Raw genomic sequence first — 22604 nt, 5'->3', positions numbered from 1 at the left:
CTCAAAATAATAATAATTTAAGCCCTGCAATAATGACGATTACAGACAGAATCAATTTCATATTTTGATTGCTGTAAATATTTCGTTCATATCTTTTTCCTAATATAGAACCTAAAATTCCTGCACAAATTCCAATTACACTAAACGGTACTAAAGCACTATAAATTAGATTACCAGATAAATAAATACAAGATTTGAAAATTGCAGTTAAGTAACACGAAAATATAATTATATATCTTATAAGTAATTGTTCTTCTTTAGTTCGATCATAAACTAATTCTAATATAGGTTGGTCAAATGAACCAGTAATTGAAGACACTACAGATGAGACAAATGAAACAATTGAATAAATAAAAACATTGCCTTTAAATTTAGGTTTTGGTTCGAAATAAGAATAAAAAATATAATGAGATCCAAATAATATAAAGGTAATAGCTAAAATAATTTTTAAAAAGTAAGTATTTTCTGATATAGTTGTTAAGATGAAAAAGCCTAATACCCCACCTAATAACGAACTTACAGATATTATTAACAAGAATTTTTTATCATTTATGTAATTAATCGAGTTAGAAATATATTGCCAACCAATTCCTAAATAAATAACTGGTGCAATCAATATAGCATCATAAATTCCAAGTATTGAAACAAGTGAAACTAATATAAGAATGCTTCCAAAACTTCCGGTTACACCATTAAGAGAGCCAGCGAGAAAAGCAGCTAAAACTATTTTGAAAATTGTCATTTAACGAAGAATAAAAGGGATAACAAAAATCACTTTGAATGTCATTATTTTTCAACTTAATTAATGAAAAATATGAACAAATATTTTATTAAAAACTAAAATGATTGAAAAATATTAAAGTACATTTAATATTTTAATTGACTCTAAATTAGAATTTTATTATAAATAGATTCTTAAGTTTTATAAGTAAAAATTTTTTATAATACTTATAAAAATTAGTTACAAATTTAATTGTGTTTTTTGAAAAAAGACCTAAACTGATTCAAAAATAGGTTTAACTTAATTTATTAAAAAATTTATTAAAAAATGAATTACTATTATTAATTTTGAGTTTAAATAGGGAAGTTTATATATGGAAAAATAAAGATAGAAGATAATTTGTCAATTTAATTTTTCTTAAAAGAACAATTAAAAAATTCATCAAACTATTCATAGCGTAATGCCTCAATAGGGTCTAATTTAGATGCTTTCCAAGCAGGATAGCCACCAAAAATAACACCAATCAAAGTACATACTAAAATAGAAACAAAAATTTGTGTCCAAGGTAATGATATATCCACTTTCAAAAACAGAGAGATTCCAATACCAGCAATTAAGCCAGGTATAATACCCATAATAGCTCCAAGCTGACAGAGAGTGATTGCTTCAATCAAAAATTGTGTTAATATATTTGTACTTGTTGCACCCAATGCTTTTCTTATTCCAATTTCACGAGTTCTTTCTTTTGCATTTACAAGCATAATATTCATTATGCCAATTCCAGCAGCTAATAAAGCAATTCCACCGCAAGCAAGCCCAAATTGTTGGATGTAATTAGTCATATTACTAAAGGTTTCAGAAATATTTTCATTTGTAATTATCTCAAAGTCATTGGGTTCACCAATTGGAACATTTCTTAAAACTCTCATGAGCATAACAGATTGATCAATTACATTATTTAAATCTTCCATTGAGTAAGATCTAATTGATAAATTAACTGAATTATTCCATTCATCAAAAAAATCAATTGCTGCAGAAGTTATAGGAGTTATTAGAATGTTGTCTTGACTCTGACCAAATGTTGTTCCTTTGCTTTCAAGAACACCAATTACAAGGTAACGAATATTGTTTAACGAAATGGTTTTTCCTAATGGATTTGTATTTGGAAAAATCTTTTTTACAATGTCAGTTCCCAAAACAACAACCTTACTTTTAATGTCAACATCTGCTTCAGAAATTCCTCTTCCACTAGTAAGTTTATAGTCTAATGAAGGAATGTAATACTCATTTGTACCAATTAAATTTACATTAGGGTTTGTTTCAATTTCTCCATATTTTGCAGTTACACCAAACGTGGTTTTAGAAAAAACAATACTTTTAGCAGTTGTCAACTTTTTCTTTAAATTAAAGGCTTGCCTTAAAGTAATGTCTTTTCTATTTCTAAATCTTCTCCAATCATCTCCAAAACTTATAGCAGGTCTTTTTTGAATTTGGAAAGCATTTTGGCCAAATTGAGATAATGTTGTATTAATTTGACCGTCCAATGATGAAACAGCAGCAGCAATACCAACAATAGCAAATACACCAATTGAAATTGACAATAGGGTAAGCCCAGCTCTAAGTTTATTAGAACTAATAGAAACAAAAGCCATATTTATTGATTCTCTATAATTCATAAATATATGCTTATAAATGTTGGATTAAAAACTAGTTTGATTTTAAATTAGACTTATTTTAAATAATAAAGGTTACACCAAAAATAGGTATAACCTTATTAATAAGTCAAATCAAATCAATATATTTGAAAACTATTATTTTTGTGCAAGTTTTGCTATTTTTATAGATTCAGGAAATAATGATAATGCTTTTTCATATTGCTTATCTCCTAATAATGCAACTTGATAAAATGCTGTATTACCCCAAATACTTCTAGCAATTCTTGATTTTATTCTTCCTTTAATATCATCTTCATCAGCCTTTATTTCATTTGGCTTAATTTCTATCTTTTTGGATTTAGCTATTTCTAGAAATCTATTCATCATAACTTCAGAAATATTAAAGTTAGTAAGAAATTCATTGAAGTTAGATTGATATTTACTTTTAATATCCTTTCCTGTTGATGAATTAATAAGGTCTTCAGTATACTCCCAAATCACATTCTTACGAATTATATCAATAGCAGTTGGAGTTAATGTGTCTAACTTTACAACATAATCTGGAGTAACTCCTCCACCACCTAATACTTTTCTTCCGCTTGTTGTTTTAAATATTGGTCTTGATGAGTCACTTAAATCATGAGTATGTTCAATATTATCTCCTTCTTCATCTGTTTGCCTATTCTTCATTGAGTAATAATCTTCTTTACCTTCTTTATAAGATCTTTGAATTAATCTACCAGAAGGTGTATAATATCTGGCTGTTGTAACTCTAAACGCAGAACCGTCAGATAATGGGAATTGCCTTTGAACTAGACCTTTCCCAAAAGAGGTTTCACCAACAACTAATCCACGATCTAAATCTTGGATAGCACCAGATACAATTTCTGAAGCAGATGCAGAACCAGCATTTATTAGAACTATCAATGGTAATTTTTCATAAGATTGCCCATTAGTTGATTTGTATGATTCCTGTGCATCACGCCTTACACTTTTTGTGAAAAGTATTTGTTTTTCTCCTCCAATAAATTCATCAACAATCATTAATGCACGATCCATATATCCTCCTGGATTACTCCTTAAATCTAAAATCAACCTCTTCATACCTAAACTTGAAAGCTTATCCATATTCCTCATAAACTCTTCATAGGTAGGTTCAGCAAAACGATTAATTGTTAAGTAAGCTGTTCCATCTGGGTTTACAAAAGCAGCATCAACTGTAACTAATGGAATATCAGCTCTTGTAATGTCGTATAAAAGTGGTTCTTTATTTCCAGATCTTACTATACCAACAGAAACATGTGTTCCTTTAACTCCACGGAGTTTCTTAGGTACATCATCTCGTTTTAATCCTACTGCATTTTTCCCATCAATCTTAACAATTTTATCTCCAGATTGAATTCCTAAAGCTTCTGAAGGACCACCACTAATAGGAGAAATTATAGTAATTGTATCTCTAACTATATCAAATTCAACTCCAATTCCTTGAAAACTACCTTTAAAGTCCTCTTCGACCTTTTTTTGTTGTTCAGCAGGTATATAAACCGAATGAGGATCAAGGTCGTTAAGCATTCCAGTAATTGCACTTTCAACTAGTTTTGATGTTTGAACTTCCTCTACATAATTTTTTTCAACTGTTAGAAGTACATCACGGAACTTACCTAATTGTTCATAAACATTATCTCCCGAAATTAAGGGTTGAATATAAACTCCGATAAATATACCGATTGCAAGACCGATTATACCAAACCACACTTTAAATTTATTCATTATATGTTAAAGATTCAATTTTTATAAAAATTAAGATAAGACTTTCTAGACTATATTATTAGAATATGCATCAAATTACTTTACAACAATATATTAAATATTTTGAATATCAATTTTAATTTAATTCTTAAAATATAAATCTAATTCTTTTTGTTTTTTTCAGCGAAATTATTTATTAAATTTACTGCTTCGAGAATACCATTTTCTTGCTCTAAAAGTTTAGAAAAATGTAATGCATTAAACTTAAAATAATTTTTTTCAAGCACAAATTTAATTGCTTTAAATAAATTTTCCTTATTTAATTTTGACTTGTAAATTGATTTTGGTGCAACCTTTAAATTATTCATAATTCTACCCCAAAATGGTTGATCTCCTAAATGTGGAATTATAACCATTGGAGTTCCTGCCTTCAAACATGCAGCTGTAGTTCCCGCACCTCCATGATGAACAATTAAAGATACTTTTGGAAATAAAAAATTATGTGAAACAGAATCAGTTACAAAGATATTTTCATCAATAGGAAAATTTTTCATCCCAGACCAACCAGAAAGAATTATTGCCCTAACACCTAATTTTTTTATTGTTGCGGTAATTATCTCCATTATTTTTTTATTCTCACCACCAGTCATACTCCCAAAACCAAAACAAATTGGAGTTGTTCCATTACTTAAAAAATTCGCTAAATCTTTTTCAATTAGTCTGTTTTTTTCATCTTCTAAAAACCAATATCCTACAGTATGATAATTCATTGGGTAATCTAAAGGATGAGGAATAATAGAAGAACTGTATCCATGAATTACAAGCCTTTTATTTAGATTGTTATAACATTCTTTTTTAGTCTGATTCTTTAACTTCAAAACATTTTTTCTGAAAAAATTATTTGACTTTCCAAACCAGAACCATGGAGAAGGCATTAAGAATAGTTTGCCAAATATATAATTTATTATTGAATATTTGTTTTGAACAGGTGCATTCATTGTTGCGAAGCCTGATCTTGTTGGTGTGAAAGATGGTTGAAGTGGGATTGAAACGTGAGGGATATTTAATTTTTCTGCAATAGATTGAACAAATATATCTGATGTAAAACTGCTTATAACCAAATCAGAATTTTTACAACACTCGTAAATGTCTGCACCTGATTCAATTGAGTTACTTAAAATATTCTTCATTATAAACAATTGATGAATAGATTTAGTCCCATTATTTACCCATTTATTCCCAATTTTTGAATTCATTAAATCCTGGATGTTAAATTTTGTTGGGTAAGAAATCAAATTATAACTTCTAATTAATTTATCAAAATTGTTAGAAGCAAAAATTATAACTTCATGACCATTTTTCATTAAACCAATTCCAAGTGCTATTGCAGGCTGTACATCACCCCGAGTACCTATTGCTATTATTGAGATTTTCATATTTGTATTAATTCATTTCTGTTACACAGTGTCACCATTTCGTATTTATTTAAATCATATTTTTGATAAGTTATTATGGAATTGCAATTGCAATCGAATAATAACTAAGTGGGCAATACAAAACATAGGGGAAAGTGGTGTTCGCATACAGTTTAACTGTTAAATGACGAGCACCATTTTTTATATTTTATTACTTCAAAAAATAAATTTTATCAATCAATAAAATCAGTTTAATTTTAGGTTCGAATTAATGTTGCTAATTCTGAAGTTCAGATTTTATCTTTGTATTTTTTATTTAATTATATTTAATTCTTCAAATCTAAAATTATTGGAAAGTAGTGATTTAAAATATATTGTTTTGAAATTTGGTGGAACTTCTGTAAAGGATGCGGAGGCAATGTTACGTGTTGTAAAAATTTCAACTTTAGAGGTAGGGAATAAAGTAGTTGTAACTTCTGCTTGTTCAGGTATAACTGATAAACTAATATCAATTGCAAATTTTTGTTCTAATGGAAATTCAATAAGTGCTAAAAAAGTATTTTCTGAAATTCATGATCATCATTATAATCTAATGAATGATCTTAACCCAAATGAATTAATCTCACCTAAAAGTGATTTAGTAAATTTATTAGATGAACTTTCTAATCTTATTGATGGTGTAATTTTACTAGGTGAACTAACTGATAGAACTAGAGATTATTTTGCATCTTTTGGTGAAAGGTTGTCATCTTTGTTACTTAAAACTGCCTTTGAAATTAATGGAATTAGAGCTGCTCTTCTTGATAGTAGAAAAGTAATTGTTACAGATCATAATTTTACTAATGCAAAACCATTGTTCAATAAAATTATTGAATCCACTAAAAAAGAATTAACTCCATTGCTTAGAGATTATGAAATTGTTGTAACCCAAGGATTTATTGGAATGACTGAAGATGGGGTTACTACAACTATTGGTCGTGGTGGCTCAGATCATACTGGAGCTTTATTAGGTGCTGCAATTTCTGCTAAAGAAATACAAATCTGGACAGATGTAAGTGGAATTTTAACATCAGATCCGAGAATAATTCCAAATGCTAAAGTTGTACCAGAAGTTACTTTTAGTGAAGCAAGGCAATTATCATATTTTGGAGCAAAGGTAATTCATCCCGAGACTATTGTGCCTGCTGTTGAAATGAATATACCAGTAATAGTTAAAAACTCATTGCATCCTGAAGATCCTGGAACGAGAATTCTACCTGATAATTCTATTATTAAAGCTGGGGTTCATGCAATTTCTATAAAGAAAGATTTAGTATTAATTAAGATTCTAAATAATGAAAATTTCAATAACTTCAATTCAATTTTCATTGAGAATAATGTAAATATTGAATGTTCAGTTAATGCTGAAAATAGATCTATTATTGCAATTAACTCCTCCTCTTTTTCAGATGTTTTGTATTCATCTTTAAAAGATAAGTATAAAATTGAGATTATCAAAGATGTAGCCTTAATATGCCTATGCGGGGCAGATTTATCGGAACATCATGGTTCAATTGCAGAAGCTATAAGCTCAATTAAAGATAGTAAAATTTATTTAATTGCTTCAGGATTTAGCAATAATGCAGTCCTAATTGGGGTCAAACAAATTGAAGTCAATTCTATTTTAACATTGATTCATTCTCAATTATTTGAATAAATATTTTGTTTTTCTTATAAATTATTATGTTATAATCTAATATTATCTTTAAAATTTCAAACAGTGAGATACAGTTCCCACTCATCTTCAACCCTTCCAACAACATTCCTTAAAAAGGTAATATAATTTGGTTTTGATGGTTTTATGTTAAGTTTCAACCCAAATTCTTCTAGAGTTCTATCACCCTTTTTATTGTTGCATTTGATACAAGCACAAACTAAATTTTCCCAAGTTGTACCTCCATTCCTTGACTTTGGAATTACGTGATCTAATGTTAATGGTTGAGTTGTTTTCCCACAATAAACACATTTGAAATTATCTCTTCTGAAAATATTCTTTCTGGAAAGTTCAACTTTCTTGTAAGGTAATCTAACGTAACGATCTAACTTAATAACACTTGGAAAAGGATAAGTATTGGAAGTTGAATGAATGAATCTATTTGGTCTAACTTCAATTAAAGTAGCCTTGTTAAGCCATAATAAAATAATGGCTTTGTGTAGTCCACAAATACTCAAAGGTTCAAAGTTTTGATTTAAAATTAAAACTTTTGAGCTAAATGAATTTGGTGTTTCAATAATACTATTTGCCACACCATTTGATATTGGTAAAAACTTAGAGAAGTCTTTGTTTATTTAAAAATAATTTATTAATTGAAATCTTTTATTATTGAAAAATAAAATCTAAACAAAAAATGTGAAACAATCAAAACCTATTTAATAAATATTGTCAATTCATTTAATAATTTAACTCCAACCTGAAGCAACTAATGAAGGTTGCATTGTTGTGTCTAATGATCCGATTAAATCATTTACAGATTCAAAACTATTTGCAATTAAATAATCTTCAATTCCTATTATTATTTTTGAACCTAAATTCGGGTCAACAAAAAGTGCAGTTCCAAGTTCAATTAAACTTGCTCCAACAATTAAAAACTCAAGAGCATCTTCAACACACATAATTCCACCTGAACCAATAATTGGAATTTTAGTTGCTTTACGAACTTCATAAACTTTAGCTAATGCCATTGGTTTAATTGCTGGTCCGCTATATCCGCCAGTTATTGTTGCAAGCTTAGGTTTGCGTGATTTGGAATCTATAGCCATTCCTAAGAAAGTATTGCAACAAGTTACTGCATCTGCCCCTTCAGATTCACAAACTATTGCAAACTCTGAAACTGAGGTTACATTAGGTGTTAACTTTATTGAAATAAACTTATCAGTTAATTTTCTAACAGATTTTGTAATCTCTCCAACTGAATTACAATTTGTGCCAAAATTGAGTCCTCCATCCTTCACATTAGGACAGCTAACATTAATCTCATATCCAGCAACTCCATCATTAAGTTCTTCACATCTTTCAATTAAATAACAATACTCTTCAATTGAGCTTGCAGCAATATTTACTAACACAGTTGCATTTGCAACTTTAAGAGCGGGGATTTTTTCATTCAAAAAAATATCTATACCAACATTAGCTAACCCTATAGAATTTAACATCCCACCAGTGCTTTCTGCAATTCTTTGAAACGGATTCCCATGCCTTAGTTTTCTTGAAACACTTTTAGTAACAACTGCCCCTAACTTAGAAACATCGGTTAGTTCAGGGCATTCTAACCCATATCCAAATGTACCTGATGCAGTTAAAATTGGATTCTTAAAAACAATATTTCTTATTTTTACCTCAAGCATAATTTTAAATAAAATTTATTCAAACTTAATTGTTTACAAAGATAATCAACTAGTAGTTAAAATTACTTTACAACAAAAATGAAGTACTAAAAAGTTAAAAAATTACGATTAGAAATTTCTCATTTTAGACATTTCTAAAAAATGATAGTTAGAAAACATTATTTTTGCAACTGAATATTTTATATTGTTTTGCATATTTCCTTTTTTAATCCATCAAATAATTTCTAAGTTTTTTAAATGAAAAGAATATACTTATCAATATTTTTTCTGGTGTCTACTTTATTATTAACTTTTGCTCAAGATAATAATAGTAAACCTTCAATAACAAGCAATGGATCACCTCCTTCAGGAAATACTGGTAGTGGTGCTTTCTATGATTATGGTGCTGGAGGTTATACAATAGATGTTAATATATGGGGTTTTGTTAACAGACCAGGTAAGTATAGAGTTCCAAGCTCTACTTCACTTATTCAACTTATTTCTTATGCTGGTGGACCCACTGAAAGGGCTAGACTTGAGGATATTAGGATATTACATGATATTACCACAGATAGTACTATTAAAGAACCTGTAGTTATATACAATATTGATGAATATAAAAAAACAGGTAATCCAAAGCTTAACCCTTTGCTTTACTATGCAGACACAATTATTGTTCAAGGAGATGCAATCAATTTATTGGAGAAAACATTGCAAATAGCTGGAAGTATTGCTACTACTATTCTTGCAGTTCTTGCTTTAGTCTCTTATTTTACAAGTAAAAATTAATTCAGATAATTTTAGTTGTAAATTCCTAGAATTAAATATTACTTGTTTATAAAAAATATTGCAAAAAATTATTAACTTGTAATTGTTTTAACCAGATATTTTTTCAAAAAGACTAAATTTATATTAAATATATTCTAAAAATGAATAAGAATTCCAGAAGATTTATAACGTTATTATCCTGTTTTATTGTTTCAATATTGTTTGCTAATTGTACAAAAGAAAAACCAAATTCAAACGGAGATGGTGGTACAATTAAATTTTGGCATTTTTTTAGTGAACCATCTCAAAAAGATGCTTTAATGATTCAATTAAATCAATTTGAAAAGGAATCTGGAATTAAAGTTGAAGTTTCTGAATTAAGTTGGAACGATGGGAAAACAAAATTATTAGCTGCTTTCAATTCAAATACTGCTCCTGATGTTTTAGAATTAGGTAGTGACTGGGTAGCTCAGTTTTCATCAAGTGGCGTACTATCAGAACAAATTGATTCAGCTAAAAGATTTTCACCTGAAATTTCAGCTCCAGGAATTTGGAGTAATAAATGTTTTGCATTGCCATGGGTTGTTGATACAAGAGTTTTGTTCTTTAATAAAGAGCTGTTATTTAATTCGGGGATTGATACTTCAGTAGCTGTAACTTCTTGGGATAATGTTTTAAAAAATTCTGAAATTGTTAAATCAAAAAATCCTGATGCTTATGGTTTTGGTTCTAATGGACCAGATAAGCATAGATTGTATAAAAAAATTGTCCCATTTTTTTGGTCAAACGGAGGGAATATCTTTTCTGAAAATGGAGTACCAGTTGTTAATTCTGAAGCGAATATTGGAGCTCTTCAAAAGTATATCGAATTATCCAGAGCTGGATTGATAGAAACTCAAAAAAGTCTTGATCAAACTTTCTTACAAGGTAAAATTGCTTACTGGATTTCTGGTTCTTGGCTAGTTGAAAAGATAAAAAAAGATAATCCAAAATTACAATTTGGAGTATCAGTTTTACCTTCATTAAAGGAAGGTTCTCCAGGTGTTTCTTTTGCTGGAGGTGAATACTTGGCAATAAATGCAAAATCGAATGAACAAGTTAAAGCAAAAAAATTAATTGATTTTCTTACTAGTGGGAAAAATGCATTGGCATTTGGTAAAGCTCTCCCAGGCGGTATGACTCCGGCTGAACTGTCTGTTAGTGATCCATTTCTAACTACTGGAACAAGGGCAGTGTTTACTGAACAGTTAAAAAATTCAAAGATGACTCCGGTACATCCTAAATGGTTGGATATTGAAGAGATAATTGAAGATGAAGTATCTGAATGTTTACTTGCCCAGAAAGAATCCAAACAGGCTTTAGATGATGCTCAAACTAGGATTGTGGAATTATTAAATAGTAAATAATAATTTCAATTATTTAACTTTATCAATTATCATAGGTTGTTTTTAAAACTATAAAAAAGTATTATTAATACTCAATATCTAATTTTACTTTTAGATTAATTTTAAAAAAAAAGTTCTCAATATTTTATTTAATACCATGAAATATATTTTTTCAAGAAAGGGAATGTTAATAATTTCTTGTATAATAACATTATTAGGTTTTATACAAATATATCGTTTTTACATTGCAGAAAGTAATGTAACTTCTACTATTGGTAAACTTTCAGGAGTAGATGTTTTGGTAACTGGATTAGGTATGTTAATATTTACAATCACTCGAAAAGATGAATTTTTTAATACTAAATGAATTTATATATTAATGAACAATATAGATATTTAAATATAGCTGTTTTTGCTTCCGGAAGAGGTAGTAACTTAATTGCAATTGATAATTATATCCAATCAAAAGAAAAACCTTTTGGAAAAATATCTTTATTAGTTACTAACAAAACTAAATGTGATGCACTAAATTATGCTAGTGAAAACAACATCCCAAGTTTATGTATTTCACAAACACAATTCACAGATTTAAATGGATATTCAGAAAAAATGATGTTTGAATTGTTATCCTATAAAATAGATTTTATTGTGCTAGCTGGTTATCTTAAAAAAATCCCTATTGAAGTAATCAAAAAATTTAAAAATAGAATTATTAATATTCACCCTGCTTTATTACCAAAATTTGGTGGTGAAGGTATGTATGGAATAAATATTCATATTGCTGTAATTAATGCAAAAGAAAAGATCTCAGGAGTTACTATTCATTATGTTTCAGAAAATTATGATGAAGGAGAAATAATTTCACAAAGTAATATTAATATAGAAGAGAACGAAACACCAGAATCGCTAAACCAAAAAATTCTAATTTTAGAGCATCAAATATATCCAAAGGTCATTGAAAAGTTGTGTGAAGAAATATTAAATTTTCCAACCAAATAATTGAATCAAATCACAACATATTTAGATAACAGTTCAACTACTTTTTTAACAGAAGAAGTTTCATCAGCTATGAATGATTTCCGAAAAATATCTTTCGGTAATCCAAGCTCTGTGCATAGATTAGGTCAATATGCTAAATCTATAATTGAAGAATCAAGGGAAAAATTTGCAAAAGGAATAAATTGTGAACCTAAAGAATTTATTTTTACTTCTGGTGGAACTGAATCTAACAATTTTGCATTAAAGGGGTATTTATTTAAAAAATATTTCAACGAAAATAAAATCCCTGAAATTATAACAACTAAAACTGAACATCATGCAGTATTACATACATTAGAATTTTTAAAAAAATTCGGAGCAAAAGTTATTTTCATTGAAGTAGATAAGTTTGGCTTGGTTCAAGAAGATGTATTGGATGAAGCTCTTAAAGGATGCAACAAAGAAATTGCCCCAATTGTAAGTATAATGCATGCCAACAATGAAACTGGAAATATAAATAATATCCAAAATTTATCTAAGATTGTTCACGCTCATAGAGCATATTTACATACTGATGCAGTTCAAACTTTTGGTAAATTAAACATTGATGTAAAAGAATTTGGTGCGGATGTAATATCATTTTCATCTCATAAAATTCATGGTCCTAAAGGGATTGGTGGAATTTACTTAAGCAAGGAATTAGAACTCGAACCTATTATACATGGAGGTTCTCAAGAAAGACAAAGAAGAGGTGGAACTGAGTCCACCGAACTTATAGTTGGTTTTGATAAGGCATTTGAGTTAGCTAATTCCAATATTGATTCATCATTAATTCATTTTAAAAAATTGAATGGGATTCTGAAAAAAGGGTTAAGTTCAATTGATAATATTAAATTTGTTAGTGACGAGGAAAACTCATTAATGAATATAATAAATGTAACTTTTTTTGACTCAGATAAACTTGATGGTGAAGGATTAATTGTTGGTATGGACTTGGAAGGAGTTGCAGTTTCAAATGGTTCAGCTTGTACCTCAGGAAGCATGCAACCAAGTCATGTTCTATTAGCAATGGGGTTTCCTGAAAATCAAGCTAAATGTGCTGTAAGGTTTTCAATGAGTAGATTTACTTCAATTGAAGATGTAAATATTTGTGTTGAAGCATTAAAGAAAGTATTAAAAATTCAAAGAAATTATTGATTTAATTTCCTCTTGATTTAGGTTTATTAACAGAAAAAGATATTCAGAAAAAACGCCATTATTTTATACCCATTTGTTAGGCCATATTATCAATACAATATTCATGATTCAAGAACAATAATCAAAACATAAAATTTATGGAGGAACTATTATAAAAAAATATTATAAAAAAACTTCTATTATTGTAAACCCTATTCAGGATTAAAAATATATAGTAATCTTATATCATGAGTAATAAACTAATTGTAAACTTCATTTAGGACGAGCCGCCCCATCTGTTCGCCAATACGGTTCAACCCTAGAATAAAAAAATAAAATGAACGACAAACCAAAATTCAATCCAAATATCCACCACCGCAGGTCTATCCGATTAAAGGAATACGAATATTCGCAGGCGGGATTGAATTTTATTACAATATGTTGCCAGAATAGGGCGTGTTTGTTTTGTGAAATTACCATAGGGGCAGACCTACGTGTCTGCCCAAATAACGAACAAAGAATGATATTAAGCGACGCAGGGAAATTGATAGAAAAATGGTATTACGAATTGGAAAATAAATTTCCAGATATAAAATATCACGAAATGATTGTAATGCCCAACCATTTTCATTGCATCGTGGAAAACGTAGGTTCGCCCCTACATCGGGTTGTGCAATGGTTTAAAACGATGACAACCAACGAATATATTCGTGGTGTTAAAAATTTGGGTTGGATACCGTTCAATGGTAAATTATGGCAGCGCAATTATTACGAAATCATTATCCGAAATGAACAATCATATCAAACGATTTCGGAATACATAATCAACAATCCTGCAAAATGGACGCTGGATAAATTTTATGATAAATGAACAACAACGGAATCATTATCTACCAAAACCCCGATGGCGAGATTAAAATAGTTAAATTTTATTTTAATAACCTTGATATAATATTTCAGTTAATATAATTACATTTAGATAAAACCATTCTAGAATGTAAGATATATGAGTTATATAACTGTTTTAATTAATGATATTAATTCTAATTTTTAACAATCATGATTCTTTCATTAGCTGCATCAAGATAATAAACTCCTTTAGTTAAAAATTCAATATCAATTACCAATTCATCAGAATTTGTTATCAATTTTTCGAATACAATTTTACCAGTTACATCATAAATTTTTAATTGATTAAACTTAGCAATTCCTGAGTACTTAACCAGACATGTGTTGGATGAAGGGTTTGGAAGAACAGATAAAAATTTAGAATTGATTTTCTCATTGTCAATACTTAACACAGAATTTCCTAAAGTTTCAATTATATATTGACCTACAATATTTGAATCTCCAGAAAATTTAACTGATCTTAGTAAAGAATCAGCATTAACGCCACTTGAAATTAACTTCCAAGTACTTAAATGTTCATTTGCAACATCTCTTTTATAAAGTTTAAAAGTGTTAGGGTTAAGTACATCATCATTAATAATTTCACCTAAATCTTTAAACTCAATCGAGCTGTAAGGAATTGATGATTTATTACCCCAAGATTTAATTATCCAATAATTATTTGAATGACTTTTAATATTTTTTGGTAATGAATCAGGTTGAGAAAAAAGACGATAAGCAATAATTTCACTACCAGTTTGTGATGGTTGGTTTGAATACAAATTAATTCCTGTACTATCGAAAATATTTTTTCCTTGAGATATGTTTGAAGCTTTATAACTTTTTCCTGTAGCAACTGGAGCAGTAGAAATAATCCTTAATGCTCCTCCGTTAGTTCCATGTAATGATCCAACTCTATTATAATAAATGTTTGCAGGGGATTCGTTGAATTGATAATATGCAACAAGTCCTGGCTCACTTTCTGGATGTATTAAGTGCATATTGGCTCTAACTTCATTTTGAGATATGGAGCGATTATATATTTTTAACTCATCTAACTGACCTTGAAAATTTCCACATTGACCTGGAACACCCTGACCTAATTCCCATGGAGTAGATGATAAATCAAAGTCTTTAAAATTACCTTTATAAGTCCAGCTATCACCATCACGGTAAAGCCTGACTGAGTCTGGATAAACAACCATGGCAACATGTATCCATTTTGAAGTATCAAGATTAAAGGCTGAGGTTAATTGGTAAGCAACCCCTTTCCACGAGAAAGTTAAGTTAGTTGTTGTACGGTATCCTTGGAAAGCAAATCCAAAACCCATACTTACATTACTGCTCCAATTTGATAGAATTTGCGTAAAGCAATCTTGAGGGGAATTTAATTTTATCCAAGCAGAACAGCTAAAGCCTTTTGCATTTTTTAAATCAGGAATTGCTTCAAGTTTACCATAATCATTTTTATTTGATAAATCCAGTGCTTTTCCAGCAAAAGAATCAATTTCACATTGACTTGGCAAAACCTCTATTATATTATCAACAAGTTTAGAATTTGATCCTTTCGAATTAGTTACAGTAAGCTTTACAGAGTATTTGCCTGGCTTGCCAAAAATAACTTTAGGGTTACGAATATTATAATTACTAACAAATTGAGCACCTTTAAATTCCCATTTCCAACTTGTAAGTGAATCTAATTTCAAAACAGAATAATTGTCAAAATAAAACGTATCTCTTGGGCAGTCAGTTGTTAATTTATCGGCAGTAGGTTGAGCAAGAACCTCTGACTCTTCATATAAAGGTCTTTCCCAAACACCAGTATTTGAGCCACTTCTAATCTTACCATCTCTGTAGAAAATCTTTAAGCCTCGAGTGAAATGGGAAACACCTAAACCACTACCAAAATCTACCCAATCTTTCATAATATTATTTTTATAAAAAATTCTACCTCCATCACAAGAGATGTAAACTCCACCATCAGTTCCAATTTGATGAGTAATATCAGAAATAGTAAAATTACGAATAGTAGCAGTTGTAATATTAGTCCAAGATTTTCCTCCATCAATTGAATGAAAAACTTTGTTTGATGAACTACCAGATCTGAAAGCACGCCAAATTTCATTTTCACTATTTCCACTTAATGCAATTGCACAAAGTCTTCTTTCACCATTCGAGGTACCTATAGGTTGTGGTAGAAGTGTAAATGATTTTCCACTATTTATTGATTTCCATAAGAAACCATCATTTACAGAATTTGATTTTTCAGTAATGTAAATAACATTAGGGTCATTTCTAGAAATTTCTATTGCTTCAACAACATCATTATTTTCTTTATGAGGAGTAGCAAAAACTGAATCAAAACTAACACCATTGTTTGTACTTTTCCATAATACATTTTTATTCCCTAAGTAAACGGTTGAATAACAAATTGGTGACCAAACCATGTCGCTATGCTCCATTGGGTAGTAAGTTTCATTTGGCCATTTAGCACAAGGAATTCTAATCCATTGCCATGAAGTATCATATTTTTCTGGCATTGTATATCCTCCAATATCCGAAAAGTAAACATCTCGGTTTCTAATTGGATTAACATAACCAGTAGCAGATTCAGCACCACCCATTCTAATAAATTTGTTCAAATAATTTTCATGCCAAACAGTATTTCCATTATGATATCTACCACCAACAAAAATATCTTCATTCCAACCGGCATCAAATCCCCAAAAATCACTTCCATTGACACCTTTCATTCTTGCTTCTGAATTTTTCGTATCAGTAAAAAAATCACTTGAATAAGTAATCCCTCCATCAGTAGCTATCCATGTATCTTTGCCAATAGAAATTGCTTCTTGTAAATCAGGATGTACCGAAAATGATCCGCCGTAACCACCCATTACAACAAAAGTTTTCCCACCATCTATTGATTTATAAGTACTACCGGTCCCAGTTATAATTTGATCAGGATTAGTATGAGAAACAACTAAAGATAAATCATAATAACCCTGCCAATTATCCATTGGAAAATCTTTAGATTTATAAACTGAATCATCTACCCCATTATAACTTTTGATAGGTTTTTTGTTGTCATCAAGTAAATTATAAGATCCAGTTGAAATAATTTTCCAAGTATCACCCTCATCATTACTTCTCATTAAATGAGGACCTTTACTTGTGAGTGAAATAGCGTAAACTCGTTTTGGATCTGCTGGAGTTACACTCATACGAACTCCTGCATCAGTTAAATTATACCAACCTGAATTTTTAAGTGAAAAAGTTGCACCACCATCAATTGATTTCCATGGTTCATATCCAGATTTACTAGCTTGCATAATATATATTACATTAGGATTTGATGGGTTTGATTCAATTTCACAAACGCTTAAGTTTGAAATTCCCTTCCAAGTTTCTCCTCCATCAGTAGATCTAAATAAACCTCTATCAGTACCAGTAACAATTATATTAGGATTTGAAGAATTTATTTCAATGTCATAAAAATATATATCAGTAACTGAATGAATTGTCTTCCATGTTAATCCTGCATCTAAACTTTTGCGAAGAGATCCATTTGTTCCTATATAGATAATATCAGGATTAGATGGATGAATACAAATTGCTTCTGTAGATAGTGAAAAATCCGTTCCAATTTGATTCCAGTTTAATCCTTTATCTGTTGTTCTATAAATTGACCCTGTTTCGGCAGCACAGACAAGAATATTTGGATTGCTTTTTGACACATCAATTGCATATACATTGGTTTGCCAAGGGCAAGCTACTCTATTCTTTTCTAGAAAAAAAGTTTCCATTATAAATGGTTTCCAAACTAACTCTCCAAGTAATGATTTAGATTGTTTGTGATCTTCTTTTTGAAACATTTTTTCAATAACATCACTAGAATAACTATTAAAAGTTCCATCATTATTCATGAAATTTCTGTTGTTCATAATTAGCCTTTTATAGTACCTAGTATAATTACTCTTTACAAAATTATTAAATTTATAAAATGCTCTGTAAGCACTATCTAACTTGATCAAATTAATATTAGATTCATACATTAATTTTGCCCAAGAAGGCATACCAGAAGTCATTTGAGGGATGTTTAAATTTTGTTGCGAATAGGCATCTGAACTAAAAAAAAGAATTAAAATGAATAAATATTTCATGTTATGTTAAAAAAATCAAAATGAAAAAGTAAATGTTTTTTTAATAGCTCGAAATTAAGTAAGAAGTTTATTTTACAGTTAACAATAGTATCTTTTAAAACAATGTCATTTTATAGATTAGTATATTTAAAAATAAACCTCCTTCATAAATAATTTTTGAAGGAGGTTTATTTTTTAAGATTCTCTTATAATTTATATTTAATTACTGTTTGTATGCTGTTTTTAGATACTTAGCAGCATTTTCATGAGCTTTGCTAAAATCATTCATATCTAAAACATCTTTATACATATTTATAGCTTCTTTACGTTTCCCCAACATATCATAAGAATAACCTATTTTCAAATTTGCCAATATTGCCCAGCCAGATTCTTCTTCAACTCCCATTCTCTTGCAAACTTTAACACATTCTTTGTATAGCAAAATTGCTGACTCATATTTATTCTGCCTTAACCTGATGTCTCCTAAATAATATAGCCCTTGTTTTGCTAATGAAAGTTCATATCCAGATTTACGAGCTTTAACATTTTGAAGGATATTAATCCATTCTGTTTCAGCATTTTGTAAATCTAATGTCAATGAATAACTTTTAGCAAGGAATTTATGAAAAACTGGATTGTTTGGATACTTTGAAAACAAATCTTTAGCAACTTCTAAAGATTTTGTGTGATTCCCTTCAAGATTTGATAAAATTTCTAATTGAGAATATTTTGCTTCAACACCAGAGTATAAAGCTTTTCTTCCAGAAATTTCCAACATTTGCAAACCTAAAGTTTTATCACCAGGAGGAAGAAATCCAAAAGCAGATTTAAATTGAGGATATGTTTTTGGTAGATAATCCGAAAAATAATAAAACAAACCAGACCCTAATAATACATCACTATTAGATGGCATCATTGTCTTACATTTTTGTAATATTTGAAAGGCCTGTTGACCTTCAATTGCAGCTGAAATAACATCAGTTAAGCTTTTGCTTGAACCAAAATTTGAGACCTTTAGTCGTGCTTTATACCCTAATGCTGCACCTTTAAAAAATAATCCAACAATATCTCGTGGGTTATTACTTAACTTAGAATCAGCTAAAGAAATCGATTTATTTAGTTTATCATAATATGTATCAGAATAACGCTGTACTTTTGATGAAACATCAAAGTTAGTAGCAATACGCCACCAATCAACTAACCCTAAAAGGAAATTACCAACAGGGTTATCTGGATATTGAACTATTATTTTATTGAACAGACTATCTGCCTCATTATATCTTAAATTATACATTGCATCAAGACCTTTTCTAACACTCAATTCTGACTCTTTTGTTAGCAATACCCATTGAGCATTTAATCTAATTTCAGATAAAATTAAAATTGGAAATAATATTATAAATAATTTTATTAGTTTCATTTTTATGATAAATTTTCTTTTAAAATAAATAGTTTGAATTATTTGCTGAACAGAAAATTGATTTATTTTGGTGATACTAATAAAGGTGTAAACTTCAGTAAGCAATCAATAAGCTCTTTCATACGAAGGTTTATTTTATCATTTACTATTTCTTGATTCTCATTAATATCATCTTCAACGGCATAAACAAATCTAGGTATAATAACACATCTAAAATCGAGCATCAAACTATTTGCAAATGGCATTACTGACATGTAACTTCCAAAACCACCTGCAGCACATATAAAGCCAACTACTTTTTCTGAAAGAGTTCTACCAACTAATTCAACTAAATTCTTTGCTGCAGCGTTAACATCATAAGTGTAAATTGGTACTGCGAACAATATTCCACTAGCCTGCATTACTTTTTCTTTTATTAATTTCACATTTGCATTTGAATAACATTTATTACCATCACAAATAGGTAAATCAATTTTTGATATATCCAAAAATTCGACTTCAGTTCCTTGTTCAGTTAAAATCTTATATGCATTGTGAGCTAAAGCTCTGCTATTACTCGATGAATTAAGACTACAGGAAACAATTAGATATTTCAATAATGTTGTTAAATAAAATGAATATTATAAATTGTAAAATAAAGAATAAAACAATTGAATTAGATATCAAAATGTATTTTAAGAAAATCAATTAATACCATTTTTAAAAATCTTAGCATATACATAAGGTGAAACAAAAATAGAGTTTGATTTTACAATAAAATAAATACCAATTAAGATACCAATTGTACAAACCAAACTTGCTTCAGGTCCATAATAACCTCCTGTAAGAAGTAGATATTTGTTTGTTAAATTAGTAACTAAAAGATTGTTACCAAAATAACTATTCAAACCGCTAACTGGTAATCCTAAAAAATCTCCCAAAACAATATTCCAAGTTACATGAGCTGCTATTGGAGCCCATAATGAACCAGTTTTTATATATAGTAATGAGAAAAATATACCAGCAAAAAAAGTATTTATTACACTTAAAAAAGTTGATTCAGGATTAAAATAATGAGTAGATGCAAAAATAATTGACAAGATTACAACTGCGAAGCTAACACCTGAAATTTCAATAATTCTTTGGAATAAATACCCTCTGTAAAATAGTTCTTCCAGTAATGAATATGAAAGCCTCATTATTATTGTTTGAACTAACAAGTTTGGTGAACTAAAAAAAGTAGGGTTGATAAAAGGTGCTCTTGATGATAATAATAGTGAAGGAATTGAAATTATTATTACTAAGACAACAGACAATATAATACCAATTAATATTTCTCTAATTAATAATTTATGAATTCCTAATCCTATCCACTCTAAAGGTTTTTTATCAAAAAAAATTACTATACAAATACTTGTAAAAATAATTGCAATTAAGTCAATCATTTTTTGTTCTATGTTTGGAAATAATAAACATAAAATTTTACTGATTATCAAAAATGACAATAAGAAAATTAATATCCCAAAAATATTAACTGATAGTTTTCTTCTTCCCCAAAATTCTGTGACCAAAATTAAAATAATTGGTTTATAAAATTAACTCCAAAAAATCTAATTATCAAAATCAAGAAAAAATAAATAAACAATTAGCTTACAAACCTTTAGATCCAATATCTTTTCTATAAAATCCACCTTCAAAATTAATTTCACTAATTGCATTATAAACAGTTTCTAATACTATATTTAGATCTGAATTTTTATTAAAAGCGGTAACATTCAAAACTCTGCCACCATTTGAAAGAAGCAAACCTTTCTCGTTTTTTGTTCCTGCTTGAAAAACAATTGCACCTAATTTTTCTGCTTTCTCAATTCCAGTAATTACAATCCCCTTTGTATATTCACCTGGGTAACCTATAGATGCTATAACCACTGATGCTGCAACTCCAGTTGAAGTTACATTGATATTTGGATTCAAAGAACAATTTGCTGCATGAAAGAATAGCTCTAACAAATCATTATCTAATATCGGTAATACAACTTGTGTTTCAGGATCTCCAAATCTGCAATTAAATTCAACTACTCTTGGAATTTCATCTTCTATCATTAAACCTACATACAAACAACCAACATAAATATTTCCTTCATTTCTCATTCCTTTTATAACTGGTTCAATGATGTCCAATTTAATTTTTTCTAAAACAGACTGTGTAACAATAGGAGCAGGAGCATAAGCACCCATTCCACCAGTGTTAAGACCAGTATCGCCATCACCAACTCTTTTATGATCTTGTGCTGAAGCTAAGGTAACATAATTGTCCCCATCAGTTATAACAAATATAGAAGCTTCTTCACCAGTCATAAATTCTTCAATAACAACAACTTCACCAGCTTCACCAAATACTGAACCAGTAAGCATATCTTTAACGGTGTATATTGCTTCAAGAGTAGATTGTGCAATTACAACCCCTTTTCCTGCTGCTAAACCACTTGCTTTAATCACTACTGGCAACTTATGATTTTGTAAATAAATAATAGCATCATCAATATCAGCACTTGAAAAAGTTTTACTTTTAGCTGTTGGTATTGAATTTCTAAACATAAAATCCTTTGAAAAAGATTTATCCCATTCTAATCTGGCAGCTGATTTGTTTGGACCAAACACCAAGATTCCTTCTTTCCTCAATTCATCAGCAACTCCTAAGGAAAGTGGTGTTTCTGGACCTATAACAACCAGGTCAATTCCTAATTTTTTAGATAGTTCAACAACTTCTTGAGGGTTCTCAATATTAATAGATATTAGTTCTGCATATTTAGAGATTCCAGGATTACCTGGTGAACAATAAAGTTTTTTAAGTTTATTAGACTGAGAAATTTTCCAAGCAAGAGCATGTTCTCGTCCACCAGAACCTAAAATGAGTACAGATATATTAGTATCAAAATCTTTCATAATGTTAGTTATTGAATTT

At 29.2% G+C, this 22604-nt stretch carries 18 protein-coding genes; 7 read left to right on the top strand and 11 right to left on the bottom strand.

What is annotated here, in order from left to right; all coding sequences use genetic code 11:
* Position 1: 1 nt before the first annotated feature.
* The 4 genes from IPP08_10130 to IPP08_10115 all read right to left on the bottom strand — a co-directional run bounded on the left by IPP08_10130 (position 2) and on the right by IPP08_10115 (position 5561).
* A complete protein-coding gene (locus tag IPP08_10130) occupies positions 2 to 742 on the bottom strand; it encodes a TSUP family transporter (GenBank protein ID QQS66115.1) in 741 nt (246 codons plus the stop codon).
* 425 nt (positions 743 to 1167) lie between these two features.
* Positions 1168 to 2397 (bottom strand): ABC transporter permease, encoded by a 1230-nt coding sequence (locus tag IPP08_10125; protein ID QQS66114.1) that lies wholly within the window; start codon positions 2395 to 2397, stop codon positions 1168 to 1170.
* 135 nt (positions 2398 to 2532) lie between these two features.
* Entirely contained in the window at positions 2533 to 4146 is a 1614-nt protein-coding gene (locus tag IPP08_10120; protein QQS66113.1) for a S41 family peptidase, read from the bottom strand.
* A 140-nt stretch (positions 4147 to 4286) separates the two neighbouring features.
* Positions 4287 to 5561, bottom strand: coding sequence for a glycosyltransferase family 1 protein (locus IPP08_10115; protein ID QQS66112.1), 1275 nt, complete (start codon positions 5559 to 5561; stop codon positions 4287 to 4289).
* A gap of 328 nt (positions 5562 to 5889) precedes the next feature.
* Here IPP08_10115 and IPP08_10110 point away from each other — a divergent pair, with 328 nt between their 5' ends.
* Entirely contained in the window at positions 5890 to 7236 is a 1347-nt protein-coding gene (locus IPP08_10110; GenBank protein ID QQS66111.1) for an aspartate kinase, read from the top strand.
* 56 nt (positions 7237 to 7292) lie between these two features.
* On the opposite strand, the gene IPP08_10105 is transcribed toward IPP08_10110, so the two are convergent.
* Positions 7293 to 7721 carry an HNH endonuclease gene (locus tag IPP08_10105; GenBank protein ID QQS67873.1) on the bottom strand — a complete coding sequence of 143 codons (429 nt, stop codon included), beginning with the start codon at positions 7719 to 7721 and terminating at the stop codon, positions 7293 to 7295.
* A 258-nt stretch (positions 7722 to 7979) separates the two neighbouring features.
* A complete protein-coding gene (locus IPP08_10100) occupies positions 7980 to 8924 on the bottom strand; it encodes a dihydroorotate dehydrogenase (GenBank protein QQS66110.1) in 945 nt (314 codons plus the stop codon).
* 237 nt (positions 8925 to 9161) lie between these two features.
* Here IPP08_10100 and IPP08_10095 point away from each other — a divergent pair, with 237 nt between their 5' ends.
* The 6 genes from IPP08_10095 (at position 9162) to IPP08_10070 (ending at position 14081) form a co-directional block, all read left to right on the top strand.
* Positions 9162 to 9692, top strand: coding sequence for an SLBB domain-containing protein (locus IPP08_10095; GenBank protein ID QQS66109.1), 531 nt, complete (start codon positions 9162 to 9164; stop codon positions 9690 to 9692).
* Between the two features lie 140 nt (positions 9693 to 9832).
* The gene (locus tag IPP08_10090; protein ID QQS66108.1) at positions 9833 to 11077 is read left to right on the top strand and encodes an extracellular solute-binding protein; all 1245 of its coding nucleotides are present in this window, start codon (positions 9833 to 9835) and stop codon (positions 11075 to 11077) included.
* A gap of 136 nt (positions 11078 to 11213) precedes the next feature.
* The gene (locus IPP08_10085) at positions 11214 to 11423 is read left to right on the top strand and encodes a hypothetical protein (protein ID QQS66107.1); all 210 of its coding nucleotides are present in this window, start codon (positions 11214 to 11216) and stop codon (positions 11421 to 11423) included.
* On the top strand, positions 11420 to 12055 hold the full coding sequence (gene purN, locus IPP08_10080) for a phosphoribosylglycinamide formyltransferase (protein QQS66106.1): 636 nt from the start codon (positions 11420 to 11422) through the stop codon (positions 12053 to 12055). Before IPP08_10085 ends, purN begins: the two co-directional genes overlap by 4 nt.
* Positions 12056 to 13231: a cysteine desulfurase gene (locus IPP08_10075; protein QQS66105.1), complete on the top strand. Its 1176-nt coding sequence runs from the start codon at positions 12056 to 12058 to the stop codon at positions 13229 to 13231.
* A 316-nt stretch (positions 13232 to 13547) separates the two neighbouring features.
* Entirely contained in the window at positions 13548 to 14081 is a 534-nt protein-coding gene (locus IPP08_10070; protein ID QQS66104.1) for a transposase, read from the top strand.
* 172 nt (positions 14082 to 14253) lie between these two features.
* On the opposite strand, the gene IPP08_10065 is transcribed toward IPP08_10070, so the two are convergent.
* The 5 genes from IPP08_10065 to purD all read right to left on the bottom strand — a co-directional run bounded on the left by IPP08_10065 (position 14254) and on the right by purD (position 22564).
* Complete coding sequence (locus IPP08_10065; protein QQS66103.1) at positions 14254 to 18261, bottom strand: T9SS type A sorting domain-containing protein; 4008 nt, start codon at positions 18259 to 18261, stop codon at positions 14254 to 14256.
* A 202-nt stretch (positions 18262 to 18463) separates the two neighbouring features.
* Positions 18464 to 19660: a tetratricopeptide repeat protein gene (locus IPP08_10060; protein ID QQS66102.1), complete on the bottom strand. Its 1197-nt coding sequence runs from the start codon at positions 19658 to 19660 to the stop codon at positions 18464 to 18466.
* Between the two features lie 62 nt (positions 19661 to 19722).
* Positions 19723 to 20256, bottom strand: a complete 534-nt coding sequence (locus IPP08_10055) for an NAD(P)H-dependent oxidoreductase (GenBank protein ID QQS66101.1) — start codon at positions 20254 to 20256, stop codon at positions 19723 to 19725.
* Between the two features lie 87 nt (positions 20257 to 20343).
* Positions 20344 to 21084: a CPBP family intramembrane metalloprotease gene (locus tag IPP08_10050; GenBank protein ID QQS66100.1), complete on the bottom strand. Its 741-nt coding sequence runs from the start codon at positions 21082 to 21084 to the stop codon at positions 20344 to 20346.
* Between the two features lie 205 nt (positions 21085 to 21289).
* Complete coding sequence (purD, locus tag IPP08_10045; GenBank protein QQS67872.1) at positions 21290 to 22564, bottom strand: phosphoribosylamine--glycine ligase; 1275 nt, start codon at positions 22562 to 22564, stop codon at positions 21290 to 21292.
* Between the last annotated feature and the right edge of the window lie 40 nt (positions 22565 to 22604).

It is taken from the genome of Chlorobiota bacterium, assembly GCA_016700335.1.
In the GTDB taxonomy this organism is placed as follows: domain Bacteria; phylum Bacteroidota; class Ignavibacteria; order OLB7; family OLB7.
The sequence above is the reverse complement of the archived record's forward strand: the minus strand, read 5'-3'. Positions and strand labels throughout refer to the sequence as shown.